At 38.8% G+C, this 19,859-nt stretch carries 21 protein-coding genes; 19 read left to right on the top strand and 2 right to left on the bottom strand.

Annotated elements, in window-relative coordinates; translation table 11 throughout:
• Positions 1 to 18 precede the first annotated feature (18 nt).
• Positions 19 to 237, bottom strand: coding sequence for a ferredoxin (locus KQI94_RS01475; RefSeq protein WP_002357617.1), 219 nt, complete (start codon positions 235 to 237; stop codon positions 19 to 21).
• A gap of 35 nt (positions 238 to 272) precedes the next feature.
• Here KQI94_RS01475 and KQI94_RS01470 point away from each other — a divergent pair, with 35 nt between their 5' ends.
• From KQI94_RS01470 to KQI94_RS01425, 10 genes are all read left to right on the top strand, one after another.
• Complete coding sequence (locus tag KQI94_RS01470; protein ID WP_002369413.1) at positions 273 to 1,307, top strand: helix-turn-helix domain-containing protein; 1,035 nt, start codon at positions 273 to 275, stop codon at positions 1,305 to 1,307.
• Positions 1,308 to 2,750, top strand: a complete 1,443-nt coding sequence (locus KQI94_RS01465) for a RecQ family ATP-dependent DNA helicase (RefSeq protein WP_002390631.1) — start codon at positions 1,308 to 1,310, stop codon at positions 2,748 to 2,750.
• Between the two features lie 75 nt (positions 2,751 to 2,825).
• Entirely contained in the window at positions 2,826 to 3,455 is a 630-nt protein-coding gene (locus KQI94_RS01460) for a LysM domain-containing protein (RefSeq protein ID WP_002369411.1), read from the top strand.
• A gap of 236 nt (positions 3,456 to 3,691) precedes the next feature.
• The gene (gene cmk / locus KQI94_RS01455; RefSeq protein WP_002357612.1) at positions 3,692 to 4,372 is read left to right on the top strand and encodes a (d)CMP kinase; all 681 of its coding nucleotides are present in this window, start codon (positions 3,692 to 3,694) and stop codon (positions 4,370 to 4,372) included.
• Positions 4,373 to 4,485: 113 nt separating this feature from the next.
• Positions 4,486 to 5,697 carry a 30S ribosomal protein S1 gene (rpsA, locus tag KQI94_RS01450; protein WP_002360341.1) on the top strand — a complete coding sequence of 404 codons (1,212 nt, stop codon included), beginning with the start codon at positions 4,486 to 4,488 and terminating at the stop codon, positions 5,695 to 5,697.
• Positions 5,698 to 5,870: 173 nt separating this feature from the next.
• Entirely contained in the window at positions 5,871 to 7,181 is a 1,311-nt protein-coding gene (der, locus tag KQI94_RS01445) for a ribosome biogenesis GTPase Der (protein ID WP_002360340.1), read from the top strand.
• A 247-nt stretch (positions 7,182 to 7,428) separates the two neighbouring features.
• The gene (locus KQI94_RS01440; RefSeq protein WP_002357604.1) at positions 7,429 to 7,704 is read left to right on the top strand and encodes an HU family DNA-binding protein; all 276 of its coding nucleotides are present in this window, start codon (positions 7,429 to 7,431) and stop codon (positions 7,702 to 7,704) included.
• A gap of 306 nt (positions 7,705 to 8,010) precedes the next feature.
• Entirely contained in the window at positions 8,011 to 9,051 is a 1,041-nt protein-coding gene (locus KQI94_RS01435) for a hypothetical protein (protein ID WP_002369410.1), read from the top strand.
• A 9-nt stretch (positions 9,052 to 9,060) separates the two neighbouring features.
• A complete protein-coding gene (locus tag KQI94_RS01430) occupies positions 9,061 to 10,317 on the top strand; it encodes a tetratricopeptide repeat protein (RefSeq protein ID WP_002360336.1) in 1,257 nt (418 codons plus the stop codon).
• Between the two features lie 9 nt (positions 10,318 to 10,326).
• A complete protein-coding gene (locus KQI94_RS01425; protein ID WP_002360333.1) occupies positions 10,327 to 10,866 on the top strand; it encodes a ReoY family proteolytic degradation factor in 540 nt (179 codons plus the stop codon).
• A gap of 37 nt (positions 10,867 to 10,903) precedes the next feature.
• Here KQI94_RS01425 and KQI94_RS01420 read toward each other — a convergent pair whose 3' ends face one another.
• Positions 10,904 to 11,788 (bottom strand): YitT family protein, encoded by an 885-nt coding sequence (locus KQI94_RS01420; protein ID WP_002357595.1) that lies wholly within the window; start codon positions 11,786 to 11,788, stop codon positions 10,904 to 10,906.
• A 123-nt stretch (positions 11,789 to 11,911) separates the two neighbouring features.
• Between KQI94_RS01420 and KQI94_RS01415 the strand changes: the two genes are divergently transcribed.
• From KQI94_RS01415 to aroC, 9 genes are all read left to right on the top strand, one after another.
• Complete coding sequence (locus KQI94_RS01415) at positions 11,912 to 12,262, top strand: nucleotide pyrophosphohydrolase (protein WP_002363944.1); 351 nt, start codon at positions 11,912 to 11,914, stop codon at positions 12,260 to 12,262.
• The gene (gene dapB / locus KQI94_RS01410; RefSeq protein ID WP_002357591.1) at positions 12,255 to 13,034 is read left to right on the top strand and encodes a 4-hydroxy-tetrahydrodipicolinate reductase; all 780 of its coding nucleotides are present in this window, start codon (positions 12,255 to 12,257) and stop codon (positions 13,032 to 13,034) included. The genes KQI94_RS01415 and dapB overlap by 8 nt, the downstream gene beginning before the upstream one ends.
• Positions 13,031 to 14,251: a CCA tRNA nucleotidyltransferase gene (locus KQI94_RS01405; protein WP_002390632.1), complete on the top strand. Its 1,221-nt coding sequence runs from the start codon at positions 13,031 to 13,033 to the stop codon at positions 14,249 to 14,251. Before dapB ends, KQI94_RS01405 begins: the two co-directional genes overlap by 4 nt.
• The gene (locus KQI94_RS01400) at positions 14,251 to 14,625 is read left to right on the top strand and encodes a hypothetical protein (protein ID WP_002369403.1); all 375 of its coding nucleotides are present in this window, start codon (positions 14,251 to 14,253) and stop codon (positions 14,623 to 14,625) included. Before KQI94_RS01405 ends, KQI94_RS01400 begins: the two co-directional genes overlap by 1 nt.
• 89 nt (positions 14,626 to 14,714) lie before the next feature.
• The gene (locus KQI94_RS01395; RefSeq protein WP_002357586.1) at positions 14,715 to 15,170 is read left to right on the top strand and encodes a hypothetical protein; all 456 of its coding nucleotides are present in this window, start codon (positions 14,715 to 14,717) and stop codon (positions 15,168 to 15,170) included.
• 488 nt (positions 15,171 to 15,658) lie between these two features.
• Positions 15,659 to 16,525: a shikimate dehydrogenase gene (aroE, locus tag KQI94_RS01390; RefSeq protein ID WP_002369402.1), complete on the top strand. Its 867-nt coding sequence runs from the start codon at positions 15,659 to 15,661 to the stop codon at positions 16,523 to 16,525.
• A 36-nt stretch (positions 16,526 to 16,561) separates the two neighbouring features.
• Positions 16,562 to 17,587 carry a 3-deoxy-7-phosphoheptulonate synthase gene (gene aroF / locus KQI94_RS01385; RefSeq protein ID WP_002363948.1) on the top strand — a complete coding sequence of 342 codons (1,026 nt, stop codon included), beginning with the start codon at positions 16,562 to 16,564 and terminating at the stop codon, positions 17,585 to 17,587.
• Between the two features lie 22 nt (positions 17,588 to 17,609).
• On the top strand, positions 17,610 to 18,686 hold the full coding sequence (gene aroB / locus KQI94_RS01380; RefSeq protein ID WP_002369401.1) for a 3-dehydroquinate synthase: 1,077 nt from the start codon (positions 17,610 to 17,612) through the stop codon (positions 18,684 to 18,686).
• 1 nt (position 18,687) lies between these two features.
• Positions 18,688 to 19,854 (top strand): chorismate synthase, encoded by a 1,167-nt coding sequence (gene aroC / locus KQI94_RS01375; protein WP_002357582.1) that lies wholly within the window; start codon positions 18,688 to 18,690, stop codon positions 19,852 to 19,854.
• The last annotated feature ends 5 nt before the right edge of the window (positions 19,855 to 19,859 follow it).

The raw sequence follows: 19,859 nt of genomic DNA, 5'->3' as shown, positions 1-19,859 counted from the left end.
AAATGAGTGCTAAATTATTTAGCACTCATTTTTGCTTATTTCTATTGCACGCGTGGGACATTTGCGGTACGCTTTTAACACATTCTCGCGTTCGTTTTCTGGAATAAATTGTTGTCGAGCATGCGGCTCGTCTTTAAAAAGGACAATCCCATGATCATCATAATCAAATATATTGGGCGCATAAACTTGACAAAGTCCACAAGCAATACATTTTTCAGGAACTAAACGTGATTGCATAAACAGTGACACATCCTATCTAAAAGAGGTTTACTATGGAAGCAACTTTTATTTTAGCGTTATTATCTCATGGATACAAGGTACGTGCATCAACTTTGTATCATCTTTTAAAAGGCAAACGGACTAGCTCTGTTTTGATTTATGGTTTTTTATATGATTGTTTACGGTTCATTGGCTGGTGGCCAACGATTTCCGAACAAGCCTATTTTCAATTTCTTGAAAAACTTTCGAAGGCGAAACAAATTCAGTATCACAAAGAGACAAATGAGATTCAACTAACAAAAGAAGGGCAACTATTTTTAAAGGAGCACCATTTTTCGTTGCTGGATTATCCTGCAATTGATCTTTATCGTTTTGGCAGAAGTGATCGAGAAAGTTGGCAACTCATTCAATTTGCCGTGCAAGTGACTTCGTATTTATCATTTGAGGAAAAACAGTATATTCCACTTTTATCAACACCGATTCCGCAACTATATTTGAAACGATGGTTACAACAAGACAAGAAAGAGCAGCGCGTTCAATCAATCAAAGGAGAACTGTTGCGAGGGTTTGAGTTACTACCTGAAGCAGAAAGCGACTATTTGGTTGCGCAACTTTCTGGTTATCAGCAAACTGGCAAAGTTCCTCAGCAATTAACAAGCCATAAGACAGCTCTTGAACAGCGTTTATGGCATACGCAAGCGGTTCATCATTTACTGCAGTTGATAATGTACGGAGGAAACTATCCTGCTTTACAAACGCTTGTATGGCCGTATCTAGAAAAAAATCTAAACCAAAGTATGCAAGAAACCCAACGATTGTTAACGGAAGGCAAGACGCTTCAAGAAATTGCTGAGCAACGAAAAATAAAACCGAGTACCATTCATGACCATCTATTAGAGTTGGCTATTCAAGGGCAGCTGCAGGCGTCTGTTTATCTTGAAAAGGAGGCAATACTCCAAAACTTGGCTCAAACAGAACAAGATCCGCGGTTGTGGGTGTATCGGGATTGGCGAGCGCAAGAAGCGACGCTTTCTTATTTAGATTTTCGGTTATATCAAATCCAACAAATTTGGCAAGAAAAGGAGTGAGTGTTGTTGACATTAGAACAAGAATTATTCACTCGATTTGGTTACGCAGCGTTTAAGCCTGGTCAAAAAGAAGTGATTACAAACTTACTTGACGGTATGAATACATTGGCTGTTTTGCCAACAGGCACTGGCAAATCATTGTGTTATCAATTTGTGGGTCAGAAGTTAGAGGGACTAACGGTAATTGTTTCTCCCTTACTTTCGTTAATGGAAGATCAGGTGCGTCAATTACAAAGACAAGGAATTAAAGGTGCGGTTGCCTTAAACAGTACGTTACAGTATTCAGAAAAGCGTTATATTTTAGCGAAAATGTTCCAATACGATTATCTGTTTTTAAGCCCAGAAATGCTTTTGCAGCAAGAAGTACTTAGTGTGTTACAACGCCAAAAAATTGCATTATTTGTGGTGGATGAAGCCCATTGTGTTTATCAGTGGGGCGTCGATTTTCGCCCTGAATATAGTAAATTAGATCTGGTCCAAAAACAGCTAGACTTTCCTTTGACCTTGGCGTTAACTGCCACAGCGACACCCGTTGTACAGCACGCAATTATAAAACAATTATTTTCTCATGGCAGCTATCAAGAAGTTCTTTCTTCAGTGAATCGAAAAAATATTGGCTTGTTCGTGAAGGAAACGTCAGAAAAAGAAGAAGTGTTACTAGATTACTTATCTAAAACGGCTGGTAAAATCATTATCTATTGCGCCACGCGCAACAAAACAGAACAAATTAGTCAACTTATTCAGGCGAAAACCAGTTTTAAGGTAGCCTATTATCATGGGGGCTTGGAGGCTAGTGAACGTAGTCGCTTGCAAGAACAATTTATTGATAATCAAATCGATATTCTTTGTGCAACGAATGCTTTTGGGATGGGAATCGACAAACCTGATGTTCGTGGAGTGATTCATTTTGATTTGCCTGATAGCTTAGAAAATTACCTGCAGGAAATCGGGCGAGCTGGACGTGATGGTCAAAAAAGTTGGGCGCTATTATTGTATAAAAAAGGGGATGAATTTATTCATCGGTTTTTCTTAGAAGAGACAAGAGCGAATCGAGCGACCTTAAAATCGCTGATTGAAGGAGAAGAACAAGCAGGTTTGTTAGAAAATGCCACCGAGTTACAACAAAAATGGGTCCAAGGCTATTTAGCCAAGGATTATTCTTTTGAAGAGCTAGAGCATCGTTTAGAGGAGAAAGAAAAAGATCGCCAAGCACAATTAAGAGGGATGCTGACGTATATTGAAACCACAACCTGTCGAAGAACGTTGATTCAAACTTATTTTCAAGAACCGATTGTCAAACAATCACCGGAAACTTGTTGTGATAATTGTGCGTTATTCTTTGACATTTACCAAGATTCAATAGTAAAATCGAACAAGACCAGCAATCAAAATGAAGAAGGTTGGCGTTCTAAATTTCTAAAATTATTTAAAGAACGTGATTAATTCATTTTTTTAGTCGGCAGTTGGCAAAAGCTATGATATAATAACAAGCGAGAGAAGTTTAGGAGGAAATTAGCAGTGAGTAAAAAGGACAAAAAGAAAAACCAAGCTCGTGAGCCATGGGAACAATCAATTTATGAACCTGATCAAAATGGTGGTGGTTCTCGTTTAGCAAAACGCCAACAGCAACGAGGAAATTCATTATTTCTAACTGTTTTAGTTATTTTGCTATTATTAATTATTGCCATTCCAATTGGGACTTTCTTATGGATGATGCAAGACAAGAAACCGAACGAAAGTGCTAGCAAAAATAGCCAGCCATCTTCTTCATTAGTCCAATCATCATCAAAAGAGAAGAAAAAAGAAAGTACGTCAAAATCAGTGGAAAGCTCAGAACCAGCAAGCAGCCAACCAGCTGAAAATACAACACCTTCAAGTTCTGATGCTGCTGCACAGCAACAACAGGACCAACAAGCACAACAACAACAGCAACAGCAACAACAAGAGCAGCAACAACAACAAGAAGCTCAAAATCAACAACAGCAACAAGCGCAGAACCAACAACCTGTTTATGATACCGTTCAAAGTGGCGAAGGGGCACGTCAAGTTGCCGAACGTAACGGAATGACATTAGAACAAATTTTAGCGTTAAATCCTGGGATTGATACATCTGTGTTTTATCCAGGACAACCATTACGTATTAAATAATCCAGAAAAAGAGGTTTGGACAGCACTTTCAAGGGCTAAACCGCGACGGATGATTACATGAGAATGCCAATAAGCAGAAATTTCCGAAAGATGTTTTGCGTCTTTCGAGGGATTTCGGCTTATTGCTTTTTCGTTAGAGACTCGTCATCAGTTTAAATCCAAGTTCTTTTCTTCTGATTTTAATATAAAAGAAGAAGCGCATTTTAAAGGATGCATATCAGTTAAGGAGTTTTTTCATGGGGAAAATCAGTATTGCTATTGACGGACCAGCTTCGTCAGGCAAAAGTACAGTTGCAAAAATTTTAGCAAAACAATTGAATTATGTGTATTGTGACACGGGTGCCATGTACCGAGCGATTACGTATCTGGCCTTGCAAAATCAAATCGACATTCAAGCGGAAGAGCCATTAGTAGCGCTTTGTGTCAACCACACTATTTCTTTTCAGCAAGCAGAGAATGGCCAACGTGTTTTTATCGACGGTCATGAAGTGACCGAAGCGATTCGCCAGCCAGATGTAACGAATGCTGTTTCAGCTGTTTCAAAACATGCAAAAGTTAGAGAAGAAATGGTGGCGTTACAACAGAAAATTGGTCAAGCCGGCGGAGTTGTCATGGATGGTCGAGATATTGGTACTGCAGTTTTACCAAAGGCCGAAGTAAAGATATTCTTGGTGGCTAGCGTTGAAGAACGTGCAGAACGTCGTTTTAAAGAAAATCAAGAAAAAGGGATTGAGACGGATTTTGAAACCTTGAAGGCGGAGATTGAACGTCGGGATTATTTAGATTCAACCAGAGAAGTATCACCCCTTGTCCAAGCAAGTGATGCTGTGAAAATCGATACAACAGGGTTGACGATTGAAGAAGTCGTCGCCGCCATACAAAATGTGATTAAACAAAAAGGTTTTGAACTTTTTTAAAGAATTTTAAGAAAAATAGAAGAAATCGCTTTATTTTTTTACAAAAATCTCGTACTATGTAAGTATATATAGCTAAGTTTTGGAATTTTTGTTGGCATAGGAGGATAAGAGGCATGACAGATTTTGAAGACAAACAAGTAGCAAACAACGAAACAATGGAAGATGCAATGAACAGCGTTCAAGAAGTCAGTGTTGGCGATATTGTTAAAGGCGAAGTTTTAGCCATTGAAGACAAACAAGTTGTTGTCGGCATTGAAGGAGCGGGCGTTGAAGGCGTTGTTCCTGCAAAGGAATTATCGACTTTACCAGTTGAAGATGTACACGAACTTGTGAAAGTCGGTGATGTGTTAGATTTAGTTGTTATCACATCAATTGGCAAAGATAAAGAAAACGGCAGTTATTTACTGTCAAAACGCCGTTTAGATGCTAAAAAAGTTTGGGAAGAAATTGAACAAGATTTCCAAGCGGGCAAAGTAATCGAAGCACCTGTTACAAATGTTGTTAAAGGTGGTTTGGTTGTTGATGTCGGTGTTCGCGGATTTGTTCCTGCCTCAATGGTTGAAGATCATTTTGTTGCAGATTTTTCTGAATATAAAGGTCAAACACTAGCATTTAAAATTATTGAAATCGAACCTTCAGAAAACCGCTTAATTCTTTCACATAAAGCAGTTGTTGAAGCTGAAAAAGAATCGAAAAAAGAAGAATTACTTTCTTCTTTACATGACGGAGACGTTGTTGAAGGGAAAGTAGCTCGTTTAACAGATTTCGGCGCATTCATTGATTTAGGTGGCGTGGATGGTTTAGTTCATGTTTCTGAAATTGCTCATCAGCATGTAGGCAAACCAAGTGATGCGTTAACTGTTGGCGAAGACGTTCAAGTAAAAATTCTTTCAATTAATCCAGAAGAAGGACGTATTTCTTTATCTATTAAAGAAACATTGCCTGGACCATGGACAGATATCGAAACAAAAGCAGCCGCTGGGACTGTTTTAGATGGAACAGTAAAACGCCTAACAAGCTTCGGTGCCTTTGTGGAAGTTTTCCCTGGTGTGGAAGGATTAGTGCATATTTCTCAAATTTCTCACAAGCATATTGCAACGCCTCATGAAGTCCTTCATGAAGGGGATCAAGTACAAGTGAAAGTTTTAGAAGTTAATCCAGAGGAACATCGTATTGCTTTAAGTATCAAAGCGTTAGAACCAAAACCTGAGTCTCAAGAAGAACCAAAAGAAGAACAGGAATATGAATTGCCTGAAGAAAATACTGGCTTTACCATGGGCGATATTTTAGGTGACGCTTTATCTGATGCGAAAGAAGAGGAATAACACGTTACTTTCTTGAAATTTATGAGTTTGATATAGCCGTAAACAGATCGGCTATGTCAAACTCATTTTTTCTTAAATTGGTTAGAAAATCAGCAGAAACTAAAACTTTTCTTGCACTTTAAGGTTTGATTAGGTAAACTAGTAAGGATTGAAATTCTCAAGGAGGGAATCAAATGGCAAATCCAACTATTGCGATTGTCGGTAGACCGAATGTCGGTAAATCGACTATTTTTAACCGCATTGCCGGTGAGCGTATCTCGATTGTAGAAGATACTCCTGGCGTAACACGCGACCGTATTTATACAACTGGAGAATGGTTAGGGCGTGAATTTAGTATTATTGATACAGGTGGGATTGATTTAGGTGACGAACCATTTATGGACCAAATCAAACACCAAGCAGAAATTGCGATTGATGAAGCAGATGTGATTATCTTTGTTGCTAGTGGCCGTGAAGGAATTACTGATGCAGATGAGTTAGTAGCAAAAATTTTATATCGTAGTAATAAACCAGTGATCTTAGCTGTTAATAAAGTTGACAATCCTGAAATGCGTAATGATATTTATGAATTTTATGCTTTAGGACTAGGGGATCCTTTCCCAGTTTCTGGTAGTCATGGTTTAGGCATTGGCGATGTGTTAGACGAAGCAGTTAAACATTTTCCTAACACTTCAGAAGAAGAGGACGAAGATACAATTAAATTTAGTTTAATCGGGCGTCCAAATGTCGGTAAATCATCATTGATTAATGCTATTCTTGGTGAAGATCGTGTGATTGTTTCAGATATTGAAGGAACAACGCGAGATGCAATCGATACGTATTTTGAATCTGAAGAAGGTCAAAAGTTCTTAATGATTGATACAGCTGGTATGCGTAAACGTGGGAAAGTATACGAATCAACTGAAAAATATAGCGTCATGCGCGCAATGCGGGCGATTGAACGCTCAGACATTGTTTTAATGGTCTTGAATGCAGAAGAAGGTATTCGTGAGCAAGACAAGCGTGTGGCGGGCTATGCCCATGAAGCGGGTCGCGGTATTATTATCGTGGTCAACAAATGGGATACAGTCAAAAAAGATACAAATACAATGCGTGATTTTGAAGCGGAAATTCGTGATGAATTCCAATATTTAGATTATGCACCCATTATTTTTGTGTCTGCATTAACCAAACAACGTTTAAACAAACTGCCTGAACTAATTGAAACAGTTAGTATGAATCAAAACTTACGGATTCCTTCAGCGTTGTTAAATGACGTTATAATGGATGCTGTAGCAATTAATCCGACACCAACCGATAAAGGAAAACGTTTGAAGATTTTTTATGCAACACAAGTGGCAGTCAAACCACCTACATTTGTTATTTTTGTCAACGAAGAAGAACTAATGCACTTTTCTTATGCCCGGTTTTTAGAAAATCAAATCAGAAAAGCATTTACGTTTGAGGGCACGCCAATTAAAATCATTCCGCGACGCCGAAAATAGTGCATTCTACCATACTTTTTTTAGATATTCAAATAAATTTATCAACTTTGAGAAAAAATGATTATTTTTTGAAAAAACTGGTTAAAATACACTAAAAACCTTGCTATTACAACTTTCTTATGCTATCTTGTTAACAGAATATTGAACCAGATCAATATTTGCTGTCTGTTTTTGGACCACTCAAAAATAGACGGAACTTTAGGTGTGTAAAAACATCGTATCTCTTATAGAGGAGGTGAAATGATCCATGGCAAATAAAGCAGAATTAATCGAAAACGTTGCATCTTCAACTGGTTTAACTAAAAAAGATGCTACTGCAGCAGTAGACGCTGTCTTTTCAACAATTCAAGAAACTCTTGCTAAAGGTGAAAAAGTTCAATTAATCGGTTTTGGTAACTTTGAAGTTCGCGAACGCGCAGCTCGTAAAGGACGTAACCCACAAACTGGACAAGAAATTCAAATCGCTGCAAGCAAAGTACCTGCATTCAAACCAGGTAAAGCATTGAAAGATGCAGTGAAATAAGACAGACAATTAGAACCCTTGGTTTCCAAGGGTTCTTTTTTGAATCATACATAAAAAATGTTATTTTAAGAGGCGGTCGAAACAGCACGCTAAAAGGCTAAATTGTGACGAACCTTGGGTGAGAAAAACGTGCTTCGCTCTGAGAATCACGTGGGAACGGTTCGACACTCGCTCCTTGCTTTTTTGATAAAAAGAGAAAGATTTATGAATGAAGGACAAAAATAAGTTGTTGCCAGTAGCTGTTTTTTAGTGGTTATGCTAGACTTGGGGTGAAGGAAGAGGAAACAGTCTTAAGGTGGTGAATCAATGAAATATAACTATTCTAGAGGGGAAAACAAGGTCGCTATTATTTATGGAGAAACATTTGCTTCGGTCCTAAAAAAACGACCAGTAACGACGGAGTCAATCGTTGTTTTGGCGAATCAGCGTTACTATGATCTTTTTTCTGAGAAGATTAATTATGCCTTTGGGGAACAGTTGGGATTAAACTGGTATATTTGTCGCAATGATGTTCATTGCAATGACTTATCAGAATTAGAAAGTGTGTTACGTTTCTTAGCTGATTGGCCAGAAAATCAGGAGGTTTTATTGATTGGTTTGGGCAATGAAGGGGTACTACAATTAACCGCATTTTTGCACCAAGTAAGTAAGTGTTCCTCCAAATGTTGGCTGATGCCTGTGTCTGTTCAAGCGTTACGCCAAGGACTTTTACCAAGTGTCACAATTCAGCAAGCACAGCATGCAACCATGCATATAGAAAATCATTCAGAAGAAATTTTGTTTGATAGTACCTTGACCAATAAAAAAGGTGCCGCCCCTTTAATTGATTTGCTCGTTTTTATTCGAGCGGGTCTTGTCTGTGATTATGCTTATTTACAAATGCTATACCAAACGTATCCAGATAAAAAACGGTTGAATCAAACGTCATTTAATGGTATTTTAGACGAGTTGTTATCCTTTTATGAACAAGCAGGGGAAAAAGTGGATCAATTTGGCCGAGTTTTTGAAGCGGCCTTTGCTACAACCGAAAATGGCCATTTGTTATCAGGTCCCATGAAACGATTATTGGGATTATTGTTACAAGTTTTATGGAGCCAGCAAGTCAATCACTTTGACTTTCAATTTAAAAATTTTATCGTTTGGTTTATTCGCTTAGGTTTTCCGGTGGCGTTTCCAAAAGAAATTTTAAGTGCTGATTACGCAGAACAAGTCTTGGCTCACACAGAAACACTAGGTCCTCCTATGGTGTTGGAAAAAATCGGTCAACTAGGAGTAGCTTTAAAGCCAACGCCCGATCAACTGTTAACAACGATTGAAAGATACCAAGAAATTTTAAAAGAGATTTGAGGGGAAATTATGTCATATAGTGAAAAAATGGTTCAAGCATTACAAGCTGAAAATTTAGCAGAAGCACAGTTAATGTTTGAAGAAGCATTAAAGAAAGATGATGAAAATACCTTAGCTGATTTAGGGGAAACGTTATTATCTTTAGGTTTTCTAGAAGAAGCCAAACAAATTTTCCAACAATTGTTGGAACAATTTCCCGATGCAGATGGCTTAAACATTCCATTAGCAGAAATCGCCATTGAAAATAATGAAATAGATGACGCATTCATCTATTTAGAAAAAATTCCAGAAACTAGTGATAGTTATGTCCAAAGCCTCTTAGTTACTGCGGATTTGTACCAAGTTTTAGGGATTCCAGAAGTCAGTGAAGCGAAATTAAAAGAAGCAGCCAATCTTATGCCAGAAGAGCCGTTAATTCAATTTGCTTTGGGAGAACTATACTTTACAAATGGTCAATTTGTCGAGGCTATTACTCGTTATCAAAGCATTGTAGAAAGCGGGACAGCGCAAATCTCTGCTATTTCCTTGAATGAACGCTTAGGAAGTAGTTACAGCATGTTAGGTGATTTTGAAGAAGCAGTTCCTTATTTGGAAGCCGCGGTCAAAGAAGAACAAACAGACGATCGTTTATTCCAGTTAGCTTTCACTTATTTACAGTTACATGAGAATCAAAAAGCCATTGCGTTGTTCCAGCAATTAAAAACACTAAACCCACATTATCAATCACTTTATCTATATTTAGCGGAAGCGCTCCAAGAAGAAGAGCAATTAGAGGAAGCAAAAGCGGTGATCGAAGAAGGAATTGCGGAAAACCCCTTCCAAGTAGAGTTATACCAATTTGCCTCTGAAAATGCCTATCGCTTACACGATATTGCTGGTGCTGAAAACTGGTTGTTAAAAGCTTTGGAATTAGGTGAGAAAACAGATGAAAGTCGTTTGACCTTAAGTAATCTCTACATCACGGAAGAGCGTTTTGAGGAAGTAATTACTATCTTAAATGATTTAGAGGAAACGGATCATCCTTATGCTGAATGGAACTTAGCAAAAGCGTACAACGAATTAGAAGACTTTGCCGTCGCTAAAGTTCATTACGAACAAGCAGCGCAAGAATTGTCTCACGAACCAGAATTTCTAAAAGAATACGCATTGTTCTTACGAGAAGAAGGCGAACTTGAAAAAGCAAAACACTTGTTATACCACTATTTGGAACATGAACCTGGTGATGTAGACATGCAATCTGTGCTAGCAGATATGGAAGAAAGATAGGAAACGACGATGTTTGTTAGTTTATCAGAAAAGAAAAAATTTTTAACTTGGTTAGTGAATACCGTGCCTTTTGGAAGAAGAGAAGTACTGTGGATTTTAAATTACTTATTAACGCACGATGCGATTTTAAATAATGTTCATTTTGTTGAGAACGTAGAGAAAACCGATCGGGGGATTCGTGTGGTAGCGGATGGTTTAGGTAAGGAGCCGTTATTGCTTTTTATCCAAGCACAAGAATTTACAGATCCGGAACAAATTTTTCATGAGATTCGAATGAATTGGCGGAAAGCTCTTTATTTAGAATGTGTATTTCCAGAGGCTTGGCAAACGAGCCAGTATTTATCTGTTTTAGAAGACAATCCGTTTGCGCCATGGAATGAACAAGTGGATCAGGAAGTTGCCAGAGCGATTGATCAATATTTTAAGCAAGAAGAACAAACGCAGCGAATGGCATTACTTAAAGCTCAAATTGATGATGCTTTAGAAACAGGCAACAAAGAAGCGTTTTTAGAATTATCCGATGAATTAAATCGTTTGAAACAACAATAAATAAAACCCAGCATTTTCAATAAATGCTGGGTTTTATTTATTGTTTTAATTTAAAGCGCCGTTGTTTGCTGGGTTTTGCATAAGTAAAGCCTTCGCCAATTGCTTCATGTACGTTAATGATGGATACAAAGGCTTTTTCATCTATTTCATTAGCAATCCGTTTGACTTCCATTATTTCTCGAGGACTGACTACCGTGTAGAGAACCCGTTTTTCCACTTGTGAATAAGCACCTTCACCATTTAAATATGTTACCCCACGTTCTAAAGAAGCCATTAAACTTTGACCGATTTCTTCGGAATGATTGGAAACAATTAAAATTCCTTTCGCAGCATAGGCTCCATCGAGTACAGAATCAACAACACGACTGAAAACAAAGGACACAATTAAAGTATACATCATTCGTTTGACATCAATATAGGTCAACGAGAGGAGTAAGACTGCAACATCAAAAAGTAACAACGAGCGGCCCATGCTAATCCCAAAGTATTTTTCGAAAATGCGGGCAATGACGTCGGTCCCACCAGTGGTTCCGCCTACGCGGTAAACAAGGCCACTCCCGAATCCTGCGGCCAAACCAGCTAGGAGAGCAGCAATCAATAAATCATGATCTAAATTAATTTCAACAGGAAATTTTTGCCAAAACCACAAAAATACCGATAACGACACGGTACCAATTAGCGTATAATAGAGGGAGCGTTTGCCTAAAATTTTACCACCAATTAATAAGAGCGGAATATTGATTAATAATGTCGTATATGCTGGGTTAAAATGAAATAAGGCTCTTAAAATCAAAGTAATCCCCGTGACACCACCTTCGGCCAGGTCATTGGCAATATTGAAAGTAACCAAACCAAAGGCATAGATACAGCTTCCTAATACAATAAATAACACATCTTTAAAATAAAATCTTTGTTCTTCCATTTAATCACGTCCTTTTACAGTATAAACTGTATCATTCTCTATATAAAACAACAAGTAGAACCTTTCCAGATAGCCAAGTTTTTGATAAGATGTAGGAGGTAGAGTAAGAAAGGTTGGGGTAAAATGTCAGAATCAGAACAACGTAGTTTGCAATCGATGCAAACAGAAGTTGATGATTATATTCAACAGTTTAAAACAGGCTATTTTTCACCATTAGGACAAATGGCTCGTTTGACGGAAGAGGTCGGAGAATTAGCCCGTGAAGTCAATCATTATTATGGTGAAAAACAGAAAAAAGCAGACGAAAAACCAAAGACAGTATCAGAGGAACTTGGAGATGTCTTTTTTGTATTGATTAGCATGGCAAATTCTTTAGAGATTGATTTAACCGAAGTTTTTGAAGAAAATATGGCCAAATTTAACAAGCGGGATCGCTATCGCTTTGAAAGAAAGGATGGGAAAACACATGATTAAAATAATTGTCGCTGGGTTTAAAGGACGGATGGGCAGTACTGCTACACAAATGGTCTTAGAAACCGCAGACTTTGAATTAGTAGGTGTGTATGATCCTCATGAAGCACAAGAAACTGTTTCTTTCAATGATGAAACAGCAATTCCCGTTTTTCAACGCTTAGAAGAAGTCCTAGCTGTCAAACCAGATGTTTGGATTGATTTTACGGTTCCTGAAGCCGCCTATCCAAATACGCGTTTTGCGTTGGAACATGGTATGGCGCCTGTTGTTGGGACGACAGGCTTTACGGAGGAACAAATCAACGAATTGACAAACCTATCTCGAGAAAAAGCCATCGGCGGCTTGATTGCGCCAAACTTTGCAATTGGGGCAGTTTTAATGATGCAATTTGCCCAAAAAGCGGCGCAGTATTTTCCAGATGTGGAAATCATTGAATTACATCATGATAACAAATTGGATGCACCGAGCGGAACGGCTATAAAAACTGCAGAAATGATTCAAGAAGTTCGGCCAGCAAAAAAACAAGGGAATCCGCAAGAGGTAGAATCAATACCAGGGGCACGCGGGGCTGATTTCGAGGGTCTGCGAATCCATAGTGTCCGCTTACCTGGTTTAGTGGCACACCAACAAGTCCAATTTGGCAGTGTAGGTGAAGGGCTCACTATTCGGCATGATTCTTATGATCGGCGTTCATTCATGACAGGAGTGGCGTTAGCTTGTCGGCAAGTGGTACAGAGAACAGAACTACTTTACGGATTGGAACAGATGCTATGAAATTGACAACTATTCCAAACGAATTTAAAGAAGCCGCTCCCGTTATTCGTGAAATCAATGCACAGGGCTTTGAAGCGTATTTTGTCGGGGGCAGTGTCCGTGATGCTTTATTAAATAAACCAATCCATGATGTCGATATTGCGACAAGTGCCTATCCAGAAGAAATTAAGCAAATTTTTAAACGAACCGTTGATGTGGGCATCGAACATGGCACAGTCCTTGTATTGATGGAAGACCAACAGTATGAAGTAACAACCTTTCGTACCGAGTCAACTTATCAAGACTTTCGTCGACCAGATGAAGTCACCTTTGTTCGCTCCTTGAAAGAAGATTTAAAACGGCGAGATTTTACGATTAATGCCTTGGCGCTTGACAGCACAGGTGAAATCATTGATTTATTTGATGGTATCGAAGATTTAACTAATCAAACCATTCGTGCAGTCGGTAATCCCCATGAGCGGTTTCATGAAGATGCTCTGCGAATGATGCGGGGCTTACGCTTTGCTAGCCAATTAGATTTTAAAATTGAAGAAAAAACCTTAGCCGCTATCGCTGAATTTCATCCTTTATTAGAAAAAATTTCAGTAGAACGCATTACGATTGAATTTGTAAAAATGCTTTTAGGGGTTAATCGACAAGGTGGCTTAGCTCCGTTTATTGAAACAGAATGCTATCAATACTGTCCCGAATTACGAGAACAAGGGGCTGGACTTTTTCGTTTAATGGACTTGCCTGCTCGTCAAATTGAAACAGAAGCAGAAGCGTGGACGTTACTTATCCAATCGTTGAATTTACCAGAAGCAGAAATTCGCTCCTTCTTAAAGGCTTGGAAACTTTCAAATCAATTAATCCAAAACGTTTCACAATTAGTACGCGGTTTGCGTTTTCGCTTGAGTAACGACTGGCAGCCAATGATGCTTTATGAATTAGGCGAAGAATCAGCAGTCCTTGTTGAAAGGCTTTTATATTATTACCAACAAGAGAGTCAAGTACAAGTAACAAAAGAGTTAGTTAAGGCATTACCCATCCATCAAAGACATGAATTGGCCATAACAGGAAAAGACCTTTTAGCCGTCTTAGAAGAAACACCAGGCAAATGGTTAGGGGAACTGATTGCTGAAATCGAGCAACACGTTGTTGAAGGTAGCTTAGAGAATAAACAAGAAGTTCTGCTTTCGTTTGCCAAAAAACAACGTTCAAAAGGAGAGAAAGCATAATGCCAACAGAAATGTTTACAAAAAAATTCTTGGTGAAAGAATCACAAACGGCTAAAATGCTCGGTTCTGGTGACTTAGAAGTTTTAGGAACCCCTGCTTTAGCTGCCATGATTGAACAAACAGCCAAAGAAGCTGTGAAGGACCAATTATCAGTTGGGGAAACAACTGTCGGAACGGTGTTAGAATTGCGCCACTTATATCCATCCGCGGTAGGGGCGACAATCGTTGTTACGATGACCGGCATTGAACAGACTGCACACAAAATACGCTACGAATTTGTTGCTTATGAAGGAGAGCGACAAATTGCCAAAGGTTCTCACCAACGTGCAGTAGTTGAGATTGATTCTTTTTTAAAAAGAATAACAAAATATTAAGAATCTACAGCGAAAGTTTGTGACCGTTTATCAAAAGTATGGTAAACTAATAATGTAAGAAATTATTTTTAAGTAAGGAGATTTGTGCTATGGCTAGAGAAATGACAGGACTTAAATTTTATTTCAGAAATGGTGAAACTTGGACGATTGATCGTCGTTTTATTGGTGATTTATGGATTAAACATATTACAACAAGTTTTGGCCGTATCCATGGTAGTGAATTTGTTGAAATTCATCCATGTGAAGGGTTCAAAATTGAAATTTTCCAAGAAGGAGATCATGTTCAAACCCACGATATTAACTTAGGTGGCTTAGAATTAGGGATGTTCTCTCGTGCTTTAAAATATGAAGATATCGAACGTATGGAAATTCTTTACAAAAATGGCACACCAGATTTAGTTTATTTCCCTTACAAAGATAAAACAGATGAGGGCTTGGATAACATCTATCAATCTACAAAAGTCAGCGAAAAAACTAAAAACTTATACATTGTTATCGACCCAACACAAACAGTTGATGATGTATACGCTGAAGAATTAAAATAATTTTTGCTCCACAGGAATCAGTGAAATGACTGGTTCCTGTGGCTTTTTTCAGTCTTTTGACGAATAAAATAACATTGGTTTTAATGGAATAGTCGAAAAAATAAGCGAATAAGTGTTGACACATGTTTTTTCTAGCGGTATACTGTTAACAATTCTTAATTAAATCAGTTTTGGAGTGATTCTTATGACAACAACGAAGAAAAACCATACACAACTGAATAACTTTTACTTTAGCTATTTTAGATAGGTTTGTATTCATAACATTATGGGTACAGACAACAAACGTTTGTATCTATAATGGCTAGGGAAATTTAAGATGACTTTCAGCCATGTAGATTTAAGAAAATCTATAGTGGCTTTTATATTGCTTTTTTGTAGGGTATTCACTGTAGATTTTTCTTAAAATTTACTGTGAATATCCTTTTTGTTTGGCCAAAAATTAGGATTTCAGAAACTTACTAAAAAAATTTCGTAAAGGAGCACACAGGATGAAAGAAATAACTGGAGCCACTCGTTTAGCTGGGCTATTCGCGAAACCCAGCCAACACAGTATTTCACCGTTGATTCATAATACAGCATTTCAAAATTTAGGAGTTGATGCTCGGTATCTGGCGTTTGACGTTGGACAAGAGACATTGCCACAAGCAATTGAAGCGATTCGAACGTTTCACATGTTAGGGGCCAACTTATCAATGCCCAATAAAGTGGCGGCTGTAAGTTATATGGATGAACTAAGTCCTACCGCTCAACTGGTTGGCGCAATTAATACGATTGTCAACAAAGATGGAAAACTTTACGGAGACAGCACGGATGGTACTGGTTTTATGTGGAGTTTGAAAGAGAAAAAGGTTGACGTTTTTCAGAATAAAATGACCATCTTAGGAACAGGTGGTGCAGCCTTATCAATCATTGCCCAAGCTGCTTTAGATGGCGTGAAAGAAATCGCCGTTTACAACAGGAAAAGCGCGGGCTTTAACGACAGTCAAAAAAAACTGGCAAATTTCACTGAACGAACCAACTGTGTAATCCATTTAAACGATTTAGCGGATACTGAAAAACTAGCAAAAGATGTTGCTGAAAGCGTCTTGTTAGTTAATGCAACGAGTGTGGGTATGCATCCACATGCGCATAGTAGTCCTATAGAAAATTATGCAATGATTCAACCGAAGTTATTTGTGTATGATGCTATTTATAATCCCAGAGAAACACAGTTATTAAAAGAAGCCCGTTTACGTGGTGCAGAAACAAGTAACGGCTTGGACATGCTACTTTATCAAGGAGCTGCTGCTTTTGAACAATGGACAGGACAAAAAATGCCTGTATCAGTCGTAAAACGTAAAATTGAAAATAGATAAAAAGAGCGCCGTTTAAAGGCATGAGGAGAGAATATAATGATCGTAATTATGAAAGAAAATGCAACCGAAAAGCAAATGAAACAAGTCATTGATTTAGTAACAGGTGCAGGCTTAACTACTCAAACAAGTCAAGATAATGGAAAAACAGTGATAGGCTTGATTGGTGATACAGAAAAATTAGTTGAAGCAGAGTTAACAGCATTAGAAGGCGTGGAAAAAAGTGTTCGCATTTCGTTGTCTTACAAACTAACGAGTCGTTTATTTCATCCAGAGAATACAGTGGTTGATGTGAACGGTGTTAAAATCGGTGACGGCAGTATGACCATGATGGCGGGCCCTTGTTCAATCGAAAGCTTAGATCAGATTCGTGAATGTGCGCGAATTGCTAAAGCTGGAGGTGCAACAATTTTACGAGGTGGTGCATTCAAACCTAGAACGTCGCCATACGCTTTCCAAGGACTAGAAGAAGAAGGACTGAAATACATTCGCCAAGCGGCTGATGAATTAGATATGCAAGTCATTACAGAAGTGATGGATGAAGCGAATTTAGAACTTGTCGCAAAATACAGTGACATTTTACAAATCGGTGCGCGCAACATGCAAAATTTCAAGTTATTACAAGCGGTTGGTAAAACTGGAAAACCTATTGGCTTAAAACGCGGGATTGCCGGTACGATTGATGAATGGCTAAACGCAGCTGAATACATTGCTGCGCAAGGGAATTTCAATGTGATCTTCATTGAACGTGGGATTCGTACGTACGAAACCGCTACGCGCAATACACTTGATTTAAGTGCGGTGCCTTTAATTAAAAAATTAAGTCATTTTCCAATTATTGTTGATCCGAGTCATGGTGTTGGTATCTGGGATTTAGTACCGCCAATGGCCCGAGCAGGTGTTGCTTCAGGTGCGGACGGCTTGATTGTAGAAATTCACCCAGATCCAGCGAATGCGTGGTCAGATGGGCCACAATCCTTGAATGAAAAAACTTACCTACGTATGATGAAAGAAGTTCATATCATCGAAAAAGCAATGAAAGAAATTAATGCTTTAGAAGATTAGTAAAGACAGAGGAGTAGAGGACATGAAATTAACCGTAACGTTACCTACACATTCATATGATTTAACCATCGAAACAGGTGCCTTAGATAAAATTGGCACCTGGGTACGTAGCCTGTGGCAGCCACAACGGGTAGCGATTATTACCGATGAAACGGTGAATAAATTATATGGCGCAGCTGTTGAGAAAGAATTGCAAGCTGCTGGTTTTGAAACATCATTGATTGCTGTAGCGGCAGGTGAACAAAGTAAGAGCCTCGAAACAGCTCAACTGCTTTATGATTTTTTAGCGGAACAGCAATTGACTCGAAGTGATGGTCTAATTGCTTTAGGTGGAGGCGTTGTGGGAGATCTAGCTGGATTTGTCGCTTCAACCTATATGCGCGGTATTCACTTTTTGCAAGTACCAACAACCTTACTGGCACAAGTAGATAGTAGCATTGGAGGTAAAACAGCGGTTAATACTAAAAAAGCCAAAAATCTTGTCGGTACTTTTGCGCAACCAGATGGGGTTTTAATTGATCCTAATACACTTAAAACATTAGAACCTAGACGTGTGCGTGAAGGAATTGCAGAAATTGTAAAATCAGCAGCTATCGCTGATGTTGAATTGTGGCACCGTTTATCCTCTTTGGAAAATGAACAAGATTTAGTGGCACATGCAGAAGAAATTATCACGGCCTGTTGCAAGATTAAACGTGATGTCGTCGAAGAAGATGAATTAGATTTGGGCTTACGTTTGATTCTGAATTTTGGGCATACGATTGGCCACGCATTAGAAAATACAGCTGGTTACGGGGTGATTGCTCACGGTGAAGGCGTTTCTTTAGGAATGATTCAAATAACTCAAGTCGCAGAACAACGAGGGCTTTCCCCACTTGGGACTACCCAAGAGTTGGTCACCATGCTAGAAAAGTTCGATTTACCAGTAACGACAGATCGTTGGCCAGAAGAACGTCTCTATCAAGCAATTACACATGATAAAAAAACACGTGGGGGACAGATTAAAATCATTGTCTTAGAAAAAATTGGTCAAGCGAAAATTGTCTCTTTACCAACGGAAGAAATTCGAGCATTTTTAAACAGAGAAGGAGGAATTTAAGATGCGCTTTATTACAGCAGGCGAATCACATGGACCTGAATTAACTGCTATTATTGAAGGCTTACCAGCCGGCTTGCCTTTAAGTAGCGAAGAGATTAACCGAGAATTAGCAAGACGTCAAGGCGGTTACGGTCGTGGGGGACGGATGAAAATTGAAAAAGACCAAGTACGTATTACTTCGGGCATTCGGCATGGTAAAACACTTGGCTCACCAGTAACGTTGATTGTCGAAAACAAAGACTGGAAAAATTGGACCTCCGTGATGTCAGTAGAGCCAGTTCCTGAAAAACAAAAGAAAATCCGCCGCGTCAGTAAACCACGTCCAGGACATGCTGATTTAGTCGGTGGCATGAAATATCAACATGATGATTTACGGAATGTTTTAGAACGGTCTTCGGCACGAGAAACAACGATGCGTGTGGCGATTGGTGCGGTTGCTAAAAAACTCTTAGCTGAACTGGATATCCAAGTCGCTGGGCATGTCGCGGTATTAGGCGGGATTGAAGCTACGATTCCTGAAAATTTAACGATTCGTGAAATTCAAGAACGGTCTGAACAATCTGCCGTTCGCGTATTAGATCCTTCCGTAGAAGAAAAAATGAAAGAACTAATTGACCAAACCAAGAAAAATGGCGATACAATTGGTGGGGTAGTAGAAGTACTTGTGGGTGGCGTTCCAGCTGGCTTAGGTAGCTATGTTCAATGGGATCGTAAACTAGATGCCAAAATTGCGCAAGCTGTTGTAAGCATCAATGCTTTTAAAGGTGCTGAGTTTGGCATTGGATTTGAAATGGCGCAACGCCCTGGTAGTCAAGTGATGGACGAGATTGTTTGGGACGAAAGTACTGGTTATACCAGAACTTCCAACAATTTAGGTGGTTTTGAAGGAGGAATGACCAACGGAATGCCAATCATCGTTCGTGGTGTCATGAAACCTATTCCAACCCTTTATAAACCATTACAAAGCGTGAATATTGATACAAAAGAGCCTTATAAGGCCAGCGTTGAGCGCTCTGATAGCACGGCGGTACCGGCCGCTAGCGTTGTTTGTGAAGCCGTTGTTGCAACGGAAGTAGCGAAGGCTATGCTCGAAAAATTTGATAGTGACTCATTTGAACAAATGAAAGAAGCAGTGAAACGTTATCGTCTATATACTCAAAACTTTTAATGGAA

Origin of the sequence: Enterococcus sp. S183_ASV_20, from assembly GCF_018919685.1 — a bacterium.
Taxonomy (GTDB): Bacteria; Bacillota; Bacilli; order Lactobacillales; family Enterococcaceae; genus Enterococcus; species Enterococcus faecalis.
Note: the sequence above shows the minus strand (reverse complement) of the source record. Positions and strands in the feature narration are given on the sequence as shown.